The sequence below is a fragment of the Pontibacter anaerobius genome (genome assembly GCF_026241195.1).
Taxonomy (GTDB): Bacteria; Bacteroidota; Bacteroidia; order Cytophagales; family Hymenobacteraceae; genus Pontibacter; species Pontibacter anaerobius.
Genome location: NZ_JAPFQO010000008.1, coordinates 1 through 18,670 on the forward strand (window position 1 = coordinate 1; position 18,670 = coordinate 18,670).

The window sequence follows — 18,670 nt, forward strand, 5'->3', positions numbered from 1 at the left end:
TTCTTCGTGGCCATCGGCCATGAGCCAAACTCCGGTATCTTCAAGGAGTACCTGAACCTGGACGAGAACGGCTACATCCGCACCATCCCCGGCACGGCCAAGACCAACATCGACGGGGTTTTCGCCTGCGGCGACGTGCAGGACTTCACGTACCGCCAGGCCGTCACGGCGGCGGGCTCGGGCTGCATGGCCGCCCTCGACGCCGAGCGATACCTGGCTGCCAAGGAAATGCATACACAAGTTGAGCAGGTATAAAATGATCCAAAGTATAAAACGGCAGCTGTTAACAGGCTGGCACCTGGCCCGCTGGATCAGGTTGGTTCTGGGCATTGTGCTGGCGGTGCAAGCTATCGAGGCAGGCGAAATCTTCTATGGCGCCATTGCCGGCCTTTTCCTTTTTCAGGCTTTAACCAACAGCGGCTGCTGTGGTGCCAGTGGCTGTAGCATACCAGCCTCTAAAACCGATGCTGAAGAAAAGCAGAAAAAGCAAGTATAACGTATAACTTCCACTAATAAAAAAATCCCTTCAGCACTTTCTGAGGGGATTTTTTTATACCTGTCTTACAACAGTTCCAAAGCTTCCGCAGCCTGTGTGCACCGGTCAACGCGTTTCCGGTAAGGGTGCTGCTCAGGAAAACCCATACCTCCTTTCCAGCCAATCCTTCACCATTCAGGCGCAACGGTTGACCTCCCCCGAAAAAACAGACCGCTGATTCCATTTTTTATACTTATAAATCACAACTTAAATTCAAATAACTCCTTACTCCATATTCTGGAGCTTTTTCAGGTTACCACACCTAGCTGAAGGCAGCTTTCCGCATGGCACAAAAAGAAGATGCTTCAACATCAAATCCATCACAGGTATAAAAATCCAAAATAAAGTTATATTTAGTTGTATATATGCGATAAATAATCGTATAATGCTATATTTATAGAACATCCTCTTGTTAACCCATAACTAACTATAAATATGCATGTTACTTCAAAAAAATTAAGCATTCGAAATTACCGGCTACTGCCGCTGGTGATTGGGGTGGGTTTGGCACTGGCTTCCTGTAGCCAGAAAACAACTTCGCACACGGCTGATACCTCTGTAGCCACTGCAACAACAGAGACTGTAGAGGCTGACACTGCATCCGAATTTGAGGTGCCCGTGGAGTACTACACGCTGGATAATGGCTTGAAAGTAATCTTATCGCCCGACAAAACGGCTCCTATTGTTACGGTAGCCGCTTACTACAACATCGGGTTCAGGATCGAGCCGAAAGACCGCACCGGCTTTGCGCACTTGTTTGAGCACATGATGTTCCAGGGCTCTGATAACTTGGGCAAAATGGAGTTTATACAGCTGGTGCAGAAGAACGGCGGTGTGTTAAACGGCAGTACGCGGTTCGACTTTACAAATTATTTCGAGATTGTGCCGGCGCATAAGCTGGAGACAATGCTCTGGGCGGAGGCAGATCGGATGAAGGGCCTCAACATTACCCAGGAGAACCTGACGAACCAGCAGGGTGTGGTAAAGAACGAGGTGAAGGTAAACGTGCTGAACCAGCCCTACGGTGGTTTCCCGTGGCTGGACATGCCCCAGTACGCGAACAAGAACTGGTATAACGCGCACAATTTTTACGGCGACCTGGAAGACCTGGACGCTGCCAGCCTGGAAGACGTACAGTCTTTTTTCAAAACGTACTATGCTACCAACAATGCTGCTCTCGTAGTAGTGGGCGATTTTGACCCTGCCCAGGCCAAAGAGTGGGTGCAGCAGTATTTCGGAGATATTCCGTCTGCCCCACTTCCTGAAAAGGCAAACCTGACCGAGCCGCGCCAGGAGAAAGAGCAGCGCTTTACTAAAGACGATAAATTGGCTAACAAGCCTGCCATCGCCTTTGCCTACCACATGCCAGAGCGCAACACTCCGGAATATTATGCCATGGGTCTGCTCGACCAGATACTGCTGCAGGGCGATGACAGCCGCCTGCACCAGGCGCTGGTGCAGGACAAAGGCTACACCGGCTCTGTAAGCGGCGGCATTAATTACCTGGGCAACATGTTTAACTACAACGGGCCTATGCTCTGGATGGGCGACTTGGTACACGACAAAGAAGTGTCGGCAGACTCCATCATCAATGTGCTGGACCAGGAGATAGCAAAACTGCAGCAGAACGGAATAACGCAGGAGCAGCTTGATCTGGCGCTAGTAAAGATGCGCTCCTCCCTCTACGACCAGGTAAGCCAAATGTATGGATTTGGCAAGGCAGACCTGCTGGCCACATTTGCTTTGTTCGATGATAACCCTTCCCGCATCAACGAGCTGGAAGAAGAGTTTAAAAAAGTAACGCCGGAAGTGATGCAGCAAACCATTAAAGAGTACCTCCGGCCAACAAACCGCACCATTTTAGTAGTAAATCCACAGGCACAGATTTAAGGCAACGATATGAGAAATATACTTTCATTAACGATAAGCGTGCTTTTGGCAATGAACACAGGTCTTGCCCTGGCACAAAAGCAGACACCACCGGAAGGCGGAGAACCAAGAAACTTTAACTTGCCTCCGAAACAGGAATTTACCTTACCGAACGGCTTGGAGGCAACCATGGTGCCCTATGGAGAAGTACCAAAGGTAACGGTAAGTATAATCGTGCAGGCCGGTAACGTACATGAACAGCCGTCTGAGAACGGATTGGCCGATATTGCAGGCCACCTAATGCAGGAAGGCACCACCTCCCGATCTGCCACGCAGATTGCCGAAGAAGTGGCACGTATGGGCGGCTCGCTGAACATCAGTATCGGCCAGACTCAAACTTATATTAACGCCGATGCGCTGTCGGAGTATGGCCCGGAGCTGGTAAGGCTGATGGCGGAGGTACTGCAGGAGCCTGGTTTCCCGGAGTCGGAGCTGGAGCGGATAAAGAACGACTTTAAGCGCCGCATGAACCTGCAGCGGGCGCAGCCGGGCATGCAGGCCTATAATAAATTTAACAAAGCCCTTTACGGCGATCACCCTTATGGCAGGGGCATACCAACGGATAAAGAGATTGACGCCTATACTTTGGAGCAGGTAAAGGACTTTTACCAGAAGCAGTTTGGAGCCAAGCGCACGAATGTCTACGTGGCCGGCAAGTTTGATGAAGCTGCCATGAAAGAGGCTATTTCGTCTTCTCTGTCTGATTGGAGGGAAGGCCCGGCCCGTGAAATCCCGGTTGCCAAGCCAGTCACAAAGGGTGACATGATCGTAGTGGACAGACCCGGAGCGCCGCAGTCAACCCTACTGCTGGGCTTGCCTGTAGTTGATCCATCTCACCCTGACTACATGGCGCTGCGCGTAACGAACTCCTTGTTGGGCGGCTCATTCGGCTCCCGCATCACCCGCAACATCCGCGAAGACAAAGGCTATACTTACTCCCCTTCCAGCTCCGTGTCTGCCAAGTATAGAGTAGGCGACTGGTCGGAGCAGGCTGACGTAACCACCGAACACACCGGCAACTCGTTGAAAGAAATAGTATACGAGATTGACAGGCTTAGAAAGGAGCCGCCTACAGAAGAGGAACTCAAAGGCATACAAAACTATGAGGCTGGTCTTTTTGTGCTACGCAACTCTACGCCGGGAGGCATCATCAGCCAACTCAACTTCCTGGACCTGCACAACCTCCCCGACTCGTTCCTTACAAACCAGGTAGAGAATATACATGCCATTACACCGGCCGAGGTGCAGGAAACAACCAAGGAATACCTGCGCCCCAAAGATATGACACTGGTAGTGGTGGGAGATAAAAAAGTGATCGATAAGCAGCTGAAGAAGTTTCAGGAGGACCTGAAGAAAATGCCGGTTACCCAATAGTACTGGCTACACTTTATACATAACAGACAGGCCCCGGATGCTATTCCGGGGCCTGTCTGTTATGTGCTTGTTTATACTTTAGAAGTTCTCCCGCAAAACCTATTACCACCGCTTTCTGTAGGTGCGCACCGGGTAGAGGCGGAACTCCTCCATGTTGAGCACATATGGGCAGCCGTGCCAATGTATTACGGGCAGCATCTCGGCAGGGTGGTTGCTATCGTGGGTAGGCAGGTATACCATCGCGTTTCCGGCGTAGGTTATATCGTGCAGGCCCAGCCGCGACGAAATATAGTTCACAAAGGTCTCCTTCTCCTCCGGCGTGGCGGTGAAACCGATCTCATTGGTGGTCAACCCGTCAGACACATCCTCGCGCAGATACACGATTTTAGAGTAGGTGTTGATGGAGATCTCGGGCAAAGCAAGACGGGGAACGTCGGTATTGGCCTCCTGAATGTCCACAAAAACCCGCTGGCTGGTTTCGCGGTTCTGCATGCGCGCGGCCTTTACCTCTTTCCTGTCGCTCCGGAAGGGGCCGATCACCAACGTACGCCCCATTATATCCTGCTTCCTGACTGGCTGCGGCTTTTGTGGGGCCGGTATCTTTTCCTGTTCCAGTTGCTGCTGGTGTGCATGGAGGATAACGGTGAAGGTGTTCAGAAAATGATCCGTATGCTGCAGGTGAAAAACCTCCAGCTCTTGCCCACGGCTTCTGGCCACCAGGTAAGTATGGATGCGCTTCGTTTTCTCATAGGCTGCCTTCAGCTGCTGGGCGTAAGGAGTACTTTTATACCTGTTGTACAGCTCCTGCAGCGCCGCCAAGCGTTGGTTCGACTCTTCAATGTAGGGCACATCCTTCACGTCTATACTTTCAGGGCTGCCGACTACTTTCCTGTTGCCGGTTACCCCGCCCAGCCCGAAAAGGGTGCGCAAAAGCTTTATCATCTATGAAGTATCTTTTTTAAATGCTGCGTTTCTATCTCCACCTGCACTTTTTCCGAAGCTTTCATTTCCTCAAAAATAGTATCCAGTCTCTGAAGGTATAAGTCCAGCAGCGCCTCCTGCTCCTGCGTCAGGAAGTGGTTTCCGGTATTTTTCAGTTCTTTATCCGCAGCCATTACTCTGTCTCAATTTTCTTAGACTTGCCGAAGGTGCCAATGATCTTGTTGTTAAGCTCTTCCTGCACGCTGGCAAGCTCTTTCACGGCTTCAGCGCGCTTTTTACTGCCTTCCTCCGAAATCTTCACCACGGCATCCAGTGTCTCTACCATGTCGCGGTTTACCTTTTTCAGCGTCTCCACATCCACTATGCCACGCTCGTTCTCCTTGGCAGCGTTCACTACATTGGTTTTGAGCAGCTGCGAGTTCTTCAGGAGCATCTCATTGGTGGTGTCGGTTACTTTTTTCTGTATCTCCAGGGCCTTGCGCTGCTTCTCCAGCCCGAGGGCGATGGCCACCTGCTGGCGCCACACCGGGATAACCGTTACAATGGAGTTCTGTATTTTCTGGGCCAGCACATCGTTGGTGGTTTGAATCATGCGGATCTGCGGCATTGACTGCGTCGCGATAGTATGAGAGAGGGTGAGGTCGTGCACCTTTTTCTCCAGGCGGTCTTTAAAGGCGATCATGTCGCTGAGGCGCTGCACCACCAGCTCATCCTGGTTACTTGTCTCCACCTCTTCCTGCAGTTTCGGGATCAACTCATTCTCAATCTCCTCAATCTTCATCTTGCCGGCTGCAATCACGGCGCGCACCTCCTGTATATACTCCACAGCCTGCTTAAACATCACTTCCAGGCTGGTGGAGTCTTTCAGAACGCTCTGCCTTGTTTTTTCCAGCTTGATCACCACGTCATCCACGTTTTCCGAAATGGTGTTGTACTGAATGGCCAGCTTTTTAGAGCGGTCCTGCAGCTTCTTACCGAACGGGAGCCGGGACAGGAAACCCCGCTTCTCCTGCTCATCAATCTTGATCATGTTGATCTGGGCCAGCAGCTCGTTTATGGCGGTGCCGGCGTCTCCGGAGTCTTTTGCTTTTACCTTCGCCAGGAGCTCGTTGGAGTAGTGGCCAAGCTTGCGCTGCGTCTCTACGCCAAAGTTGGTCAGGGATTCGGGCTTTTCAGGGTCAATTGTTTTAGAAAAGTCCTGTGCTTTCTGCTGTAGCAGCTCCTTGTTTTCAGTAATCGCGATGTTGGTTTTTTCCATGGCCTTTAAGATCCGATATGTTGTTTTTGTAGCTTATCCAGTGTATCCAGGTGTTTAAGGGCCTGCTCGTGCCGCTCCGTATTTTCATACCATTCAACGTCGTTTAAGGGCAGGTAATCGCCCAGCAGCTCACGCACTTCGCGCATCAGGGCCTCCCCTTTCCTGGTCCGGAATTCCGGGTTTTTATAGTAGGCGCTGAGATACTCCACCTTCACCTGCCCGGCCCTGGTTACTGCCAGCTCCTTTACCTCCACTACTAGTTCAGATGTCTGGTTATGGTCTGTTACGATGGTGCGGTACACGCCCTGGTTTCCTTCCTCCAGCATGGACTGCCCTGCCAGGCGGGCCTGCTGAATAGCTTTGTGCAGTTTCCGGTTGGGTTTTACGTAATGCCCGAACACGTAGCCCAGCACTGCCCCTATAACGAAAATCCAAAAGAATAACATATATGATTGTACTATTTATCTGACAAGATGCATTTATACTTTTCTATACGTGGATTGGCGGTGGGTAGATGAAGCGCTATTAATTCCCCCTTGCCCTCTGCTTTTAGCGAGGGTTGCTAGCACCTAAAGAGGCGGAGGTACTGAAAGTATAACATACCATTAGCGTTATGGTTGCAGACAATATGGGATAAGTTTTATAGCTGCTGGTGTAGAGCGGCCAGCTCGCGATCTGTCTGTGCAAAAGTGTAAACCCACCCCTTGAGAGCTACGCTCGCCAGCTCAAAAATCACGTTTTGGTTAGTCTAGAGGAGGGGCAGGGGTGGTTACTGATGTTGAAGTGTAAGTTTCATCGTTGGGGATGGCTGTCATCAGCAAAAGTGTTAACCCACCCCTGGCCCCTCCCGAGAGGGGAATATTCAGCAGGCGATTTCATCCCCCTGCCCCCTTCTTTGTTTAGGGCCTCTACCCACAAGGAGGACTTAGTTCCTGTTTTCATCAGCAGGATCATCCAACCACCCCTAGCCCCTCCTTGTCCAAGGAGGGGAGTTCTGCTCAAGCTCCGTCAGCGGTGGCTATTGGAAAATGTTCCCAGTCTTTCCGTGGGGGTAGGGGCCCTCGACAAAGAGCGCCTTTGGAGTTTTTCCGGTGCCCGTGAGGGCATTGCGACGCAGGAGCAAAGGAAAAGGTCCCAGCGCGATGCGGGAATACGAGCCCTCCCGGGCTGGAGGGCGCCAAAGCCTGAAGTGAAACGATAGGTATGCAAGACTGAGGATGAGCGGTAGCTAGAAAAGATAGCTTGTATCAAACTACAAAAGCAGCGGCTATGGAAGTATAAAGTACGGATTGCGCGGACTAGGAAGTCCGCGGCAGAGAAGTCCCGGACAGGGATGTCCGGAACAGCGGGTAGCTTAGCTCAAGTTATAGGAAGCAGCAGCCACTAATGTATAAATCGACAAGTATGAAGTATAGCCAAAGTATAAAGTATGGCTCTCCGAGCCAGTTGAGTTACAAACTCAACACCATAAAAGGACTCAAGTATAAATACTTGAGCCATAATGAGCCATAATTGGCCATAATGGAGAAGCCACAATTGAAACACCTGCACCGGAAATACCAGCACAAAGCCAATGAAAGAGAGCATACAAAAATACCAGCCCTGCCCAAAAGGCAAGGCTGGCAGCTTCCATAGTTTATACTTTATACTTAGTTACCTGACGGGAAACGCAGGCCCAGCGTCAGCATAAACACGGAGTGGCGGGCGTTTGTCAAGTCGCCCTCAAAGTTCACATCCTCTTTCACGAAGTCGGAGAAAGCGCCGTTGTAGCGGATACCAAGGCTGATGCCGTTGCTGGCATTAAAACCAACACCTGCCGCGTAACCCATCTCAAACTCAGACAATCCATCCTTACTCTTAGCATCTTTCTCGCTGGAGATGCGGGTGCCGTCACCGTCGTAGATCTCGGTTTTGTTATTCACACTCAGCAGGTAGCCCAGTTGCGGTCCCATCTCGAAGTATACCGGTCCGGCATTGAAGTGGCCCAGAATAGGCAAGTCCAGGTAGTTGTAATCTACGCTGCCTTCGCGCCTTCTTTTCTGCAGCAGCAGGTTGGTATACTCCTCGCTGTTGTTCTTAAAGCCTTTTCTGGAGTAAAGCAGCTCCGGCTGAATAGAGAAGAAATCCTCTACCACCGGAAAGTTCAGGGTAACACCTCCATGGAAGGACACCTTGTTCTCAAACCTCTCCTCGTTCTGCAGATCGCCGGACAGGTTTGTCAGGTTTGCTCCTCCCCTTACGCCAAATGTTGCCTGCGCCTGCGCAGCTGTAAACGTGCCAAAGGCCAGGGCAACTGCAAAGAAAAACTTCTTCATCATAATCGGTATTTGTTTGTTTGGTAGTAAACGGGCAATATACGTGCCTTCTTATATAGCAGGTTTTCATACTCAATTCTTGTCAAAAACGGCACACGCTGCAAACCAAGTTATATATTACTGATAATCAGAGCTAAAAAACGTAACATTAAACCACATCTTACTAAAGTTCTATAAAAGTTCTTCTTAACAGCAAAAATTATCCTTTAAAAATGAAGTGCCATCTTTAGCTAATGGCGTTCCTGTTTCTCCGTTAGCACCGGTTTCAGCAGGACTTCCTGCCATAGTTGCCTGGCTATTCGGGGAGCGGGAAAAAAGAGGCAAACAGCCCCAGCCATGCAAATTAAGAAAACCCTACAAGTATAAATCTTTACCTTTGCCCCATGGATTTTATAGCCCTAGACTTCGAGACAGCCACACCGCAGCGAGACAGCCCTTGTGAGATTGGTATAACAGTGGTTCGGGACAAGCAAATCGTGGAAACCCGCTCCTGGCTGATAAAGCCGCTGTATTACCCGCACTTCAACTCGTTTAATGTGGCAGTGCATGACATACTGCCTTCTGACGTGAAAGACCAGCCGGATTTCCGGGAACTGTGGCCGGTGCTGCAACCCTACCTGGAGGGGGAGTTCCTGATCGCGCACAACGCCAGTTTTGATATGAGCGTGCTACGCAAAACGCTGGCTACCTATAACATCCCGCTGCCGGAGGCCCGCTATGCCTGCAGCCTCAAATTCTCGAAGAACATCTGGAAAGGCATGCACAAGTACGACCTGAAGACGCTCTGCAACATGCACCGCATCAATTTCCTGCACCACCGGGCCGCCTCCGATGCCGATGCCTGCGCCAGGTTGTCACTGAAGGCCATGGAGCTGACCGGCACCACCACAGAGGCAGACTTTGCCGACAGAATGGGAAGCAAGATCAGCCACATCTAACCTCCTCCCCTTACCAACTTCAGCAAGGATGGGCCAGAAGCAGGACAACCGCATACCTGTAAGTATAGCGGTTGTTCTGGTTTATGTATGATCGGGCTCCAGCTTTTCGTCAGGAGCTATGGGTAGGCTGTATCAATAAGTATAACTTTCGGTATAAGGCGGCAACTCCGGGTGGTTTTCTAACTGTACGGTGCGTTGCTTAGGCATTCCGGAAGCGTGGTAGGTATACGTATAAAGCTCCTTGTTTATTCCCGGATCCCTGAAGCCAGGATTGTTGTTAAACATCTTTACGCCAGGTAAGTAATAGAAAAATTCAGCGTGGGGCGAAGGGTTTGGCTTGTTGTCGTAGTTACCCCACTTCACAATGCTGGGGCCTCGCATCACATCCGGACTATCACTTAGCCACCAGAACACTACGCTCTCCGTCAGGTTACCATTTGCGTCATACTTAAAATCTGAGATGCTTGTCTTCTCCCATCCTGGTCCCAGCGTCATAACAAGTGTTTCCTTCACCAGTTTATCCCCACTATAGGCAAAGGTAAAGGCAAGCCTCTTTTGGTTGTTGGTGCTGTAAACAACAGCCTTATCTACTTTATCTCCTTTATAAGTATACAGCAGGTACTCGCCATTTTTAAAGTCGAGTCTTACCGGCCTATCCCCTTCATACACTACTTTGTACCCTATGTCTGCCTGGTTGGTATAGCTTAATTCCACCAGCCTGCTTTGTGTATCATAAGTATAAATCCTGGTATCAAACTGCTTTAGTAAGCTGTTATTCGTAACCGGCGGCGGGGTGTTGGTTGGAGGCGGCGTATTAGGTGTGGTTGGTTTGGCAGGAGGCGGAGTACCTGTAGCAGGCTTGGCAGGTATAACGTCCTCTCTGTCGCAGGAGGAGAAAGCTACAGCTGACAAACATAGTCCTGCCAGCAGCATGGATTGGAATGGTTTCATGGCAATGTTTTTCATAGGTTTATTTTGTCTTATGCACCTATATAGCCAATTTATATACCAACTTTACAAAACATCAAAAATCAGCAAATTTCAAACAAATCATCTTTTTTACACACCTGCACAATGTCCATTCCGGGACAATCCTGTTCACTTTTGGGCAGTTTTACAAGCTAGTCTTTTTCTGGTTGAGATGAAGCTTGATGGTAAGGGATGTAGTTCTCCCAGTACCAGGGTGTATACGTGTCTGCTATAGCCGTTTCGAGAAGCTCTTTAAAAATACCCTCGGCGTTGTCGCTGTTGCTGAGTATGATAATGCCTGTGCCAGCCTCGGGGAAGATGATGGAGTAATGCTGAAAGCCGTCGCCGTGGCCTTCCTTAAAAGCCCCTGTGCCGTACGGCGATTGCAGCAACCCCCAGCCAAGGCCGTAGCTCAGGGCGATGGCGTCGTTGGCGGTTGTGTCGCGCTGGCTCAGGGGACCGAACTGTTTTACGGAACGTATCCGGATCTGGGGAGAGAACATTTCTTTGGTGGTGGCTGGCTTGAGGAGCTGGTGCTGCAGCACTCCTTCTGTGAACAAAGTATAATCATCCAGGCTGGTTTCGAGGGTGCTGGCCGAGCGGGCTTCGTTGTCCTTATCCTTTTTATAGAGCTCCCCTGTTGCTTTATGCCCCAGCGCAAAATCCTTTTCAAAGCGCGGCTGCCAGGTATACGACGATTGCTTCATGCCCATCGGCTTAAATACCTTTACCTGCATCAGTTCCTCCAGCGGTTTTCCGGTCATTTTCTCCAGCACCACCTGCAGATACACCAGCCCCTCGCCGGAGTAGCTATACCTGGAGCCGGGCTCATACTTTACCCGCAGCTTCTTATCCTCTTCAAAAAACCGCCAGTTGGGGAATCCGGATGTATGCGCCAGCGCCATCCTGGCTGTTATCTTTTGGTAGAGGCTGTCTTCTTTGAGATCGCTGTAGTTATCGTGCCATTTGGCCTGGGGCTCATATGTATAAATGGGCTTGGGCAGATACCCCTGCAGCGGTTTGTCCAGGTCCAGCACGCCTTCTTCCACCAGTTTCATCACCAGCACTGCAAAAACCGCCTTGCTCAGGGAGGCGCCATACAGGTTGGTACTGGTTTTGAGAGGCTCCTTTGTTTTGTAGTTCTTGTAGCCAAACGCTTTTTTATAAACCGGCTGGTTGTGGTTAAAGACCGTAACGGCCAGGCCCTGTACCTGTGCATCCGCCATCAGCTGCTGTACCTTTTGGTCCAGGGCAGCAGCGGTAATCTTGCTTCCGTCGAGCCGGGTAATGGTTTGGGCGTGGGTGGTGAGGGGTAGCACAGCAAGAAGAAGGATGTACAGTTTTCTCATAGTTACAAAGGGTTAATCTACAGCAAACTTGAATATACGGCTTATACCCCTGCTATGCAATGATAAACAGGCTTTTACCAAGTCTAGTAGCGTGCGCAAAATCGGGGTGTGCCCGGAAAAGCAGCCTAAACCGTTTCCTGGGCCAGGTAGCACGGACAGGCCCTTGCCTGCCCATCCGTGACACTCCTTTATTTGTTTTCTGATTTGGGAGTCCGGACCTCGATCTGGCCATCTTTTACCCGTACTTCAAACCGGGGCTGCGGCTCTGTTGCCGGGCCATCTACCACGCTGCCATCTTCTAAAGAGAAAACTGAGCCGTGCCACGGACAGCGCACGCGGCCGCCGTCGAGCAGGTCACCTTCTGAGAGCGGGCCGCCCAGGTGCGAACAGGTATGGGCGAGGGCATAAACCTCCCCTTTCTCCCGGACCAGCAGCACCGGCACTTCGCCAGCTTTTACGCAGCGCATCTGGTTTTCCTTCAACTCACTTTCCGGCAGCACAGCCACGAAATCCTCCGGGTACACCGCCGAGGTAGCTGTGTGGTCTACGCCCACCTGCTTGCCAAACACCAGGTGGCCCCCCAGGTAGGCCCCTGCACTCGCTACGCCGTAGCCCAGCATCGAAAGGCCGATAGCCGCCCCGCGCGACTCCTTGCGCCCGCGCAGGAAAAGGGAAGCGGCATAAAGCGCCGTAGCCCCAACATTCAGCATGCCGTGCAACATCCCTATCTTGCGCCTTTCCTTGGTGGTGCCCGACCAGTCGGTGAGGCCGGTCACTGCCGCTCCCACCGCACCCACAAGCCCGACTGCCACAGCAGCATCCGCCCCGGGAGCGTATTTTTTCTCGCCGAACAGCTCCAGCCCGTCCAGCACGGTGGCGGTGGTCCAGGCCCCGATTGGCACATCCGTGATGGCAGGGTGCAGCGGGTGCCCGAGCCAGGTGCCGTGCAGCGCGTTCTTTATACTTTTACCGGCCTCCCCTCCTGCTTCAAAGGTCTTCTTGACAGCAGGCTGTAGTGTATCTCCAGCCTTATCCAGCCAATCCTGCTGTGAAATCGAGTAAAACAAATCTTTCTGATCCATTAGCTTTTTCTTTACTTAAATTGAATTATATAAGGCAACGTAAAAGAGGTAATGGGGTTTAGGGGGTGAGGGGTCAGGTTTACTGAGTGGGTACATTGTTGCCTGCACTTACAGGGGCTGAGAGCCGAAATATTCAAAATTTATATATTTTCAGCTTAACATTATACAATTTTCGGTAGTGGTCTAGAATGTATGATGGGGGAATAAATATGCAGTAAGGGTGTTTACAGGAAGTTATGTGCGAGATAACTATCCAGATAGATTGCCCCTACTGCCACAGTGTGAAAGTAGTGAAAAATGGCGTAAAGCGCACGGGCGAGCAGAACTTCCTGTGCCGAGCATGTGGGAAGCAGTTTCAGTATGCAAATGAAAAGGCCGGGTGCCGCTCCCGGGTAAAACAGCTGGTCTTGGGTATACTGGTGCGGAACTCCGGCATCCGCGACATCGAAGAGGTGACGGGCATGCACCGGCAGACCGTGCTGCGGTGGCTCAACCAATAGGCCGAATCCTGTCGTTTCAGGCGCCGCCAGCAAAGCTACACCTCGGTGCAGATAGACGAGGTATGGACGTTTGTGAGAGAGCGGAAAAGACGCAAAAGGTGGCTCTTCTACGCCTACGCACCGGAAACGGGCGAGGTGCTGGCCTGGAGCTGGGGCAACCGCAGCCGGCACACGGTCAGATGGCTCTACCGGCAGCTGGAGAAACTTGAAATAGACTGCTTCTGCACCGATGACTGGCCAGCTTTCACCAAGGTATTGCCCCGAGAAAAGCATGTTAGTGGCATAGCATTTACCAAACACATAGAAGGAATGAACCTGTGCCTGAGAACTAGAAACAGAAGAATTGTAAGATAGACAGTCTGCTTCTCTAAAAAAGATCAGAACCACTATAACGCCATGAAACTAATATTCTATTACAGAAACTATCATTCATTGTAGACCACAACCCTTTCGTTTATAGTAATGTGCATAAACAAGACTGATTCATATATTTTTTCATATATTAGACTAATAAAATATTTTAAAGCGTGCTAATGAAAACAAGTTTATTATGGAGCTCCCTGGTACTACTTCTAATTTTTACAATTTCAAGCTGCTCAACTGAAAGGCCAAAATCTCCTGAAGAAATTAGAGCTGCACTCAGGACGGAGGAACTACTAAATCCAACAGTATACCTTCAGGATTCCGCTGTAACAATGTCGCCTCAGAGAAAAAAGATTCGTGAAGCGAGTCTTTTCAGGTCTGCAAAATATGAAGATGATGGAGCTTTGCTCAAAGGCACGATCAAGAACGAGGCTGCTCTTGCTACTTACAAAGATGTAATTGTTAATGTCTACTATTATTCTAAAACAGAATCAGTAATAAAAGAGGAGCAGTATGTTTTATATGAATATATTAAGCCGTATTCTTCAAAATCGTTTTCATTGAAAGTTTACCCACCTGATATCTCTACAAGTTTTGGATTCGAAATAACAGGCGCAATGACTGAATTTAATTGAGCTTTTGTGGCTTATTTATAAAATACGAATGTCAAACCCCGACCTCCTCTCCCACTTCCAAAACATCAACACCTGGAAAAGCAAAGGCACCAGAGCACCGCACAAGCCGCTGCTCATGCTGCTGGCGTTGGGCGAGATCCAGAGAGGGAACACTGGTTTTATACCTTATACCAGTATAGAGCCGAGGCTAAAGGACCTGTTGCTTGACTTTGGGCCGCAACGGAAAACGCTTTACCCTAACTTCCCCTTCACTAAGCTGGCGAATGATAACCTGTGGCAGTTCAACAAGCCGGAGCTACTGGATACGAGGCAGGATTATACGTCGAAGTTTCTTCGCGACCACGACCTGCAAGGTAAGTTTCCGGATGCCGTAACGCAGCAGCTTAAGCAAAACCCGGAGCTTTTAAAAAGTGTGGCAGAAAGTATACTAGAGCAGAATTTCCCGGACACACTCCATCAGGATATCCTGGATGCTGTAGGATTGGATATTACTGCAGAACCTGCTGCTAAAACTAAACAGAGCCGGAAAAGAGACCCGCTCTTCCGGGAAAGTATACTGAAAGCCTATGAGTACAAATGCGCTGTCTGTGGCTTCGGTGTGCGGCTTAAACACAAAATCTTAGCCCTTGAAGCGGCGCACATCATGTGGCACCAGGCTGGTGGGCCTGATGTGGAAGTAAACGGCCTCGCCCTCTGCGCCACACACCATAAGCTGTTCGACCTGGGGGCATTTACCATCAATCATGATCTGAGAATGCTGGTTTCAGACGAAGTAAATGGCCTAGGCGCAAACGAATGGCTGCTGCAGCACCACGGCAAGTCCATACAGCCTCCTCAGAAGAAAGCTTTTTACCCCGATCCTGAGTTCACCATCTGGCATGTAAATGAAGTGTTTAAAGGCGGTTACAGAGATCTATAGTTTATACTTCTTGGGCGCATACAGGCAACCATTCAATCACGCATGGTTGTCATGAATCACATTGTTGCTCAGACAACTGCCTCCGGTTCCTGCATGCCCACCTCTACCGGCACCCCGTGCGTAACGATGTCGTATACCGGTGATTTTTTGGCAAAGGAGATAAGCTGCTCCTTCTGCTCGTCGGTTAGGTCGCCCTCAATTTTAAAGTCAATATGAATCTGTTTATAGCCGTTCCGCACGGTTGGGTCGAGCCCCAGGAAGCCCTGCGCGTCCCAGTCGCCTGTGAGTTTGGTCTCCACACTGTCGATCGGGATGCGGTGGGCGGCAGCGTGTAACACCATGGTGGTGGTCATGCATCCGGCCAGGCCATGAAGAATAAACTCCACTGGGTTTGGGCCTTCGTTGTTTCCCAACAGGATAGGTGGTTCGGCGTTGTCAACTATAAATGGCTTCTCGCGGGAGGTGTCTTCTTTGCCGCCGCCGTAAAAGCCCTGTATCGTGCTCCTGTTGTGCCCCCCGTTTATCCACTTGTTGTGCGCACGCCACTCAAAACTGGCAAGGGCGGGATTTTCTTTTAAGGCATTGATGGTTGCTGTGATGTCTTCGGGGTTGAAGCCATTCACGCGGTTGTTAGTTGTATCCATTGCACTACGTATAATTGGTAAAAAATCCACAACAGACATTACTACACACTAGTATATACGCACAAACAACTCATAATCAACCTACAAAACACATTCTCCTGTTTTTTTACAAATCTTGATACCTGGCTGCAGGCATTGCTAAAATAGACATTGGCAAGGAACCTGGAGCTCGCTGCACGTGTGGCGACAGTGCCATAAAACTATCCCGTGGCATACTAATTTTAAGGGGCGGCTGCAGAGATGTGAGATTTATACTTCTTAACTTGCAGCCTACTCTTACCTGTATACCCCATGACCGAGCAACCGCAATATATCCCCATAGCCAAAGCAGCCTTTAACCTTTACCTGGATGGCCAGATAGACCTGGACACCTTAATAGAACGGTTGCGTGAAATGGAGCTTCAGGTGCAGGCGGAAGAGGAGGAGGAAACTGGCAGGCAGGTATGGTTCCGCTTCTTCAGCGGCGACCCGCTGAAGACCACCATCAGCGATATAGAGAAAGAACTAAGCGACCCCACCCACCCGAACAGTCTCATTCTGAAGCGCGGGATAGCCCTGGGCCTGGAGGCCGATGAGTTGGAGGTGCACTACTCTAACCTGCGCTGGGAGTAGCCTAAAATTGCCCAGGCCGTACTTACTTTATCCTCTCCACGATCTGGTTACCGGATGTAATATCGTACTGCTCGCCGATCTCCAGCATATCGATCGCATTGATATCTTCTTCTTCGTACCCATTGCTTTTTGAAAAGAAACTCTCCGAAACTTCTTCTTCCCGGGGTTCATAGGAGCTGATGCCGTGGTCATCCCAATCTCCCCACTTGCATATAAATTTTTTCTTGTCCATAGCTTTAGCAATTGATTTTTTAAGGCAGTAACCCGAACGTTAATCCATTCACTTACAGACTAAAGAAGGTTAATTTATACTTACGTAGCGGGGAAGCTTTGGGGAAACAGTTTTTTAAAATCACGGGAAGCAGGCCACCCGGAAAATCTATGCTTCCCTGCGTAAAGGCTAAGTATAAACTCACCCTCTCCTGTGGTTTAACTCTACCCTTTGTGGTTCGGGGAGCTTTATACCTGGTGAGGATCTGAAAGTATAAAGTAGGCGTACAGGCACATAAGTATAAATCTAAAAAAATCGTATCTTTAGGTACACTTAAAACCTTAAACCTATGGCAAAGTCACAAGACGCTAAAAAGGACGTAAAGAAGAAGCCGGCTAAAACCAATAAGGAAAAGAAAGCCGCTAAGCTGGAAAAGAAAAAGAATAGCTACGATTAAGTAACAACAGGCAATCCGGCTTCTGCACTTTCGGCTTTAAACCCGGGAGAGCAGAAGCCGTTGTTGCTTTAAACAAAACGACTGAGCACATAAAAGAAAAATGGCATCTACCTCTTCATCCATTCTCGCTGCTATCCGGAACCATACTGCCCCGCTGGACTGGCGACAACTCCTTACAGATATCATCGCCGCTTTTGATTGCACTACCGGCACCATACACTTACTAGACCCTGACACGAACCTGCTAAAGCTGCAGGCGCAGCAGGGTATACCGCCCTTCTTACTTCCTAAAATGCAGGAGATTCCTATAGGAAAAGGGATGGCTGGCATAGCTGCCGAGCGCAGAAAGCCGGTTGAGATGTGTAACCTGCAGACAGATAATTCGGGGGTGGCACGCCCCGCAGCAAAGGAAACGAAAGTAGAAGGCTCCCTGGCTGCTCCGATGCTCCTGGATGGCGAACTCTATGGCACTCTGGGTATTGCCAAACCTGTTCCTTACGACTTTACGGAAGAGGAACAGAAAGCTTTAATGGAGATCGGGGAAGAACTAAGTCGCCGTGTTCGTGCACATGCGCCCACATCCGGCGGCAAACTTTAAAGTAAGATCAGCGATGCTGCTCATACTTGCTGGCCGGCAGCACCGCCTCTAGCGCCTGCACCTCCCCTGCTTTCAGTGGAGCGGCACTTGCTGCCACTGTTGCGTCTTCCAGCTGTTGAGCGGTGCGTATGCCTAGCACGGCAGAGGTGATGGCGGGGTGCTGCAACACATACCGCACGGCAATTGCGGCGGCATTTCCGTTTTGCCCCGCTGCTACAGCTTGTACCGCTTCGGCGGCTTTCTGCACTTCTTCTAAAGTATGAGTTAAGTATGGCTTTGCTGGCTTTCCGGCCAAAAGCCCCTGCGCCAGGCTGCCCCGCGCCAGTACGCCTATCCCCTGCTGCCGCAGTAGTTCCAGCACCTCCTCCTCCGGGCGGCGGTCCAGCAGGCTGTACTGCAGCATAACGCTGCTAAGGCTGGAGCGGCGCACATACTCCCGTATCACGTTGGGGCGGATGGAGGAGATGCCGTAATGCCGGATCTTGCCCTGTTGCCTGAGCAGTTCAAAGGCTTCGATGGTTTCGTCTATGGGGTCATCAATGGTGCCGCCGTGCAGCTGGTACAGGTCGATGTAGTCTGTTTGCAGGCGCTTCAGGCTGGCCTCTACCGCCAGCAGAATATAGGCTTTAGAAGGATTCCAGTCCCAGCCGCTGCCATCAGCCCGCCACTGGTTACCCACTTTCGTAGCCAGTATCACTTTGTCGCGCATCCCGCTGAAGGCCTTGCCCACCGTTTCCTCGTTCTGCCCCTGCTGGTACAGGTCAGCGGTGTCAAAGAAGTTTATGCCTTGGTCCAGCGCCTGGTGCAGCAGCTCTTTGTTGGCCGCATGGTCATCACCCAGCGACATGCAGCCAAAGCTTACTTCACTTATACTTAAGTCTGATTTTCCGAGGGATTTATACTTCATGGTGCTACATTGTTATGCTCTAATGTATACATAACTCCTGAAAGTATGGATGGTTGCCTAAAAGCATGGCCAGGCAAGGTTTTGTGCTTGCTATCACCGGAAAAGAAAATAGCTACCATGGCCTCTTTCAGAC

Annotated in this window: 21 protein-coding genes and 1 pseudogene; 10 read left to right on the forward strand and 12 right to left on the reverse strand. The window is 50.4% G+C overall.

The genetic code is table 11. The features are described 5' to 3' along the window. From OO017_RS12215 to OO017_RS12230, 4 genes are all read left to right on the forward strand, one after another. A partial coding sequence (locus OO017_RS12215; protein WP_266052781.1) for an FAD-dependent oxidoreductase occupies positions 1–255 on the forward strand: 255 nt, incomplete at its 5' end. After that, entirely contained in the window at positions 242–496 is a 255-nt protein-coding gene (locus OO017_RS12220) for a hypothetical protein (protein WP_266052782.1), read from the forward strand. The genes OO017_RS12215 and OO017_RS12220, both read left to right, overlap by 14 nt. Before the next feature lie 474 nt (positions 497–970). After that, positions 971–2,425: a M16 family metallopeptidase gene (locus OO017_RS12225; RefSeq protein ID WP_266052783.1), complete on the forward strand. Its 1,455-nt coding sequence runs from the start codon at positions 971–973 to the stop codon at positions 2,423–2,425. A gap of 9 nt (positions 2,426–2,434) precedes the next feature. Next, positions 2,435–3,838: a M16 family metallopeptidase gene (locus OO017_RS12230; RefSeq protein WP_266052784.1), complete on the forward strand. Its 1,404-nt coding sequence runs from the start codon at positions 2,435–2,437 to the stop codon at positions 3,836–3,838. A 102-nt stretch (positions 3,839–3,940) separates the two neighbouring features. Here the strand turns inward: OO017_RS12230 and OO017_RS12235 are convergent, their stop codons facing one another. The 6 genes from OO017_RS12235 to OO017_RS12260 form a co-directional block, all read right to left on the reverse strand. Then, a complete protein-coding gene (locus OO017_RS12235; RefSeq protein WP_266052785.1) occupies positions 3,941–4,780 on the reverse strand; it encodes a hypothetical protein in 840 nt (279 codons plus the stop codon). Then, positions 4,777–4,953, reverse strand: coding sequence for a hypothetical protein (locus OO017_RS12240; protein WP_266052786.1), 177 nt, complete (start codon positions 4,951–4,953; stop codon positions 4,777–4,779). The genes OO017_RS12235 and OO017_RS12240 overlap by 4 nt, the downstream gene beginning before the upstream one ends. Further along, a complete protein-coding gene (locus tag OO017_RS12245; RefSeq protein WP_266052787.1) occupies positions 4,953–6,038 on the reverse strand; it encodes a toxic anion resistance protein in 1,086 nt (361 codons plus the stop codon). The genes OO017_RS12240 and OO017_RS12245 overlap by 1 nt, the downstream gene beginning before the upstream one ends. A gap of 5 nt (positions 6,039–6,043) precedes the next feature. After that, positions 6,044–6,484, reverse strand: coding sequence for a hypothetical protein (locus tag OO017_RS12250; protein ID WP_266052788.1), 441 nt, complete (start codon positions 6,482–6,484; stop codon positions 6,044–6,046). Positions 6,485–7,515: 1,031 nt separating this feature from the next. Further along, positions 7,516–7,671: a hypothetical protein gene (locus OO017_RS12255; protein ID WP_266052789.1), complete on the reverse strand. Its 156-nt coding sequence runs from the start codon at positions 7,669–7,671 to the stop codon at positions 7,516–7,518. A 16-nt stretch (positions 7,672–7,687) separates the two neighbouring features. Further along, a complete protein-coding gene (locus OO017_RS12260) occupies positions 7,688–8,356 on the reverse strand; it encodes a porin family protein (RefSeq protein WP_266052790.1) in 669 nt (222 codons plus the stop codon). Positions 8,357–8,736: 380 nt separating this feature from the next. Here OO017_RS12260 and OO017_RS12265 point away from each other — a divergent pair, with 380 nt between their 5' ends. After that, positions 8,737–9,291, forward strand: coding sequence for a 3'-5' exonuclease (locus OO017_RS12265; protein ID WP_266052791.1), 555 nt, complete (start codon positions 8,737–8,739; stop codon positions 9,289–9,291). Between the two features lie 132 nt (positions 9,292–9,423). Here the strand turns inward: OO017_RS12265 and OO017_RS12270 are convergent, their stop codons facing one another. From OO017_RS12270 to OO017_RS12280, 3 genes are all read right to left on the reverse strand, one after another. Next, positions 9,424–10,257, reverse strand: coding sequence for a hypothetical protein (locus OO017_RS12270; RefSeq protein WP_266052792.1), 834 nt, complete (start codon positions 10,255–10,257; stop codon positions 9,424–9,426). Between the two features lie 155 nt (positions 10,258–10,412). Then, positions 10,413–11,609 carry a serine hydrolase domain-containing protein gene (locus OO017_RS12275; protein ID WP_266052793.1) on the reverse strand — a complete coding sequence of 399 codons (1,197 nt, stop codon included), beginning with the start codon at positions 11,607–11,609 and terminating at the stop codon, positions 10,413–10,415. Positions 11,610–11,797: 188 nt separating this feature from the next. Continuing rightward, a complete protein-coding gene (locus OO017_RS12280; protein ID WP_266052794.1) occupies positions 11,798–12,691 on the reverse strand; it encodes a Rieske (2Fe-2S) protein in 894 nt (297 codons plus the stop codon). Positions 12,692–12,927: 236 nt separating this feature from the next. Between OO017_RS12280 and OO017_RS20085 the strand changes: the two are divergent. The 3 genes and pseudogenes from OO017_RS20085 to OO017_RS12300 all read left to right on the forward strand — a co-directional run bounded on the left by OO017_RS20085 (position 12,928) and on the right by OO017_RS12300 (position 15,108). After that, positions 12,928–13,629 (forward strand): annotated as a pseudogene (locus OO017_RS20085) (IS1 family transposase). A gap of 95 nt (positions 13,630–13,724) precedes the next feature. After that, positions 13,725–14,189, forward strand: a complete 465-nt coding sequence (locus OO017_RS12295; RefSeq protein WP_266052796.1) for a hypothetical protein — start codon at positions 13,725–13,727, stop codon at positions 14,187–14,189. Positions 14,190–14,217: 28 nt separating this feature from the next. Beyond that, positions 14,218–15,108, forward strand: a complete 891-nt coding sequence (locus OO017_RS12300; protein WP_266052797.1) for a phosphorothioated DNA-binding restriction endonuclease — start codon at positions 14,218–14,220, stop codon at positions 15,106–15,108. A 68-nt stretch (positions 15,109–15,176) separates the two neighbouring features. On the opposite strand, the gene OO017_RS12305 is transcribed toward OO017_RS12300, so the two are convergent. Beyond that, positions 15,177–15,752 carry an OsmC family protein gene (locus OO017_RS12305; protein ID WP_266052798.1) on the reverse strand — a complete coding sequence of 192 codons (576 nt, stop codon included), beginning with the start codon at positions 15,750–15,752 and terminating at the stop codon, positions 15,177–15,179. 291 nt (positions 15,753–16,043) lie between these two features. Between OO017_RS12305 and OO017_RS12310 the strand changes: the two genes are divergently transcribed. Beyond that, positions 16,044–16,364 (forward strand): hypothetical protein, encoded by a 321-nt coding sequence (locus tag OO017_RS12310; protein ID WP_266052799.1) that lies wholly within the window; start codon positions 16,044–16,046, stop codon positions 16,362–16,364. 22 nt (positions 16,365–16,386) lie between these two features. Here the strand turns inward: OO017_RS12310 and OO017_RS12315 are convergent, their stop codons facing one another. Then, positions 16,387–16,596 (reverse strand): hypothetical protein, encoded by a 210-nt coding sequence (locus OO017_RS12315; RefSeq protein ID WP_266052800.1) that lies wholly within the window; start codon positions 16,594–16,596, stop codon positions 16,387–16,389. 536 nt (positions 16,597–17,132) lie between these two features. On the opposite strand from OO017_RS12315, the gene OO017_RS12320 reads away from it, so the two are divergent. Continuing rightward, positions 17,133–17,630 (forward strand): GAF domain-containing protein, encoded by a 498-nt coding sequence (locus tag OO017_RS12320; RefSeq protein ID WP_266052801.1) that lies wholly within the window; start codon positions 17,133–17,135, stop codon positions 17,628–17,630. Between the two features lie 7 nt (positions 17,631–17,637). On the opposite strand, the gene OO017_RS12325 is transcribed toward OO017_RS12320, so the two are convergent. Continuing rightward, the gene (locus tag OO017_RS12325) at positions 17,638–18,537 is read right to left on the reverse strand and encodes an aldo/keto reductase (RefSeq protein WP_266052802.1); all 900 of its coding nucleotides are present in this window, start codon (positions 18,535–18,537) and stop codon (positions 17,638–17,640) included. Positions 18,538–18,670 lie beyond the last annotated feature (133 nt).

Coding starts and splice junctions, on each gene's coding strand:
- OO017_RS12260 (WP_266052790.1), bottom strand. CDS start 8,356: ATGATGAAGAAGTTTTTCTTTGCAGTTGCCCTGGCCTTTGGCACGTTT.
- OO017_RS12230 (WP_266052784.1), top strand. CDS start 2,435: ATGAGAAATATACTTTCATTAACGATAAGCGTGCTTTTGGCAATGAAC.
- OO017_RS12265 (WP_266052791.1), top strand. CDS start 8,737: ATGGATTTTATAGCCCTAGACTTCGAGACAGCCACACCGCAGCGAGAC.
- OO017_RS12235 (WP_266052785.1), bottom strand. CDS start 4,780: ATGATAAAGCTTTTGCGCACCCTTTTCGGGCTGGGCGGGGTAACCGGC.
- OO017_RS12245 (WP_266052787.1), bottom strand. CDS start 6,038: ATGGAAAAAACCAACATCGCGATTACTGAAAACAAGGAGCTGCTACAG.
- OO017_RS12295 (WP_266052796.1), top strand. CDS start 13,725: ATGAAAACAAGTTTATTATGGAGCTCCCTGGTACTACTTCTAATTTTT.
- OO017_RS12300 (WP_266052797.1), top strand. CDS start 14,218: ATGTCAAACCCCGACCTCCTCTCCCACTTCCAAAACATCAACACCTGG.
- OO017_RS12225 (WP_266052783.1), top strand. CDS start 971: ATGCATGTTACTTCAAAAAAATTAAGCATTCGAAATTACCGGCTACTG.
- OO017_RS12240 (WP_266052786.1), bottom strand. CDS start 4,953: ATGGCTGCGGATAAAGAACTGAAAAATACCGGAAACCACTTCCTGACG.
- OO017_RS12255 (WP_266052789.1), bottom strand. CDS start 7,671: ATGGAAGCTGCCAGCCTTGCCTTTTGGGCAGGGCTGGTATTTTTGTAT.
- OO017_RS12280 (WP_266052794.1), bottom strand. CDS start 12,691: ATGGATCAGAAAGATTTGTTTTACTCGATTTCACAGCAGGATTGGCTG.
- OO017_RS12250 (WP_266052788.1), bottom strand. CDS start 6,484: ATGTTATTCTTTTGGATTTTCGTTATAGGGGCAGTGCTGGGCTACGTG.
- OO017_RS12305 (WP_266052798.1), bottom strand. CDS start 15,752: ATGGATACAACTAACAACCGCGTGAATGGCTTCAACCCCGAAGACATC.
- OO017_RS12310 (WP_266052799.1), top strand. CDS start 16,044: ATGACCGAGCAACCGCAATATATCCCCATAGCCAAAGCAGCCTTTAAC.
- OO017_RS12325 (WP_266052802.1), bottom strand. CDS start 18,537: ATGAAGTATAAATCCCTCGGAAAATCAGACTTAAGTATAAGTGAAGTA.
- OO017_RS12270 (WP_266052792.1), bottom strand. CDS start 10,257: ATGAAAAACATTGCCATGAAACCATTCCAATCCATGCTGCTGGCAGGA.
- OO017_RS12275 (WP_266052793.1), bottom strand. CDS start 11,609: ATGAGAAAACTGTACATCCTTCTTCTTGCTGTGCTACCCCTCACCACC.
- OO017_RS12315 (WP_266052800.1), bottom strand. CDS start 16,596: ATGGACAAGAAAAAATTTATATGCAAGTGGGGAGATTGGGATGACCAC.
- OO017_RS12320 (WP_266052801.1), top strand. CDS start 17,133: ATGGCATCTACCTCTTCATCCATTCTCGCTGCTATCCGGAACCATACT.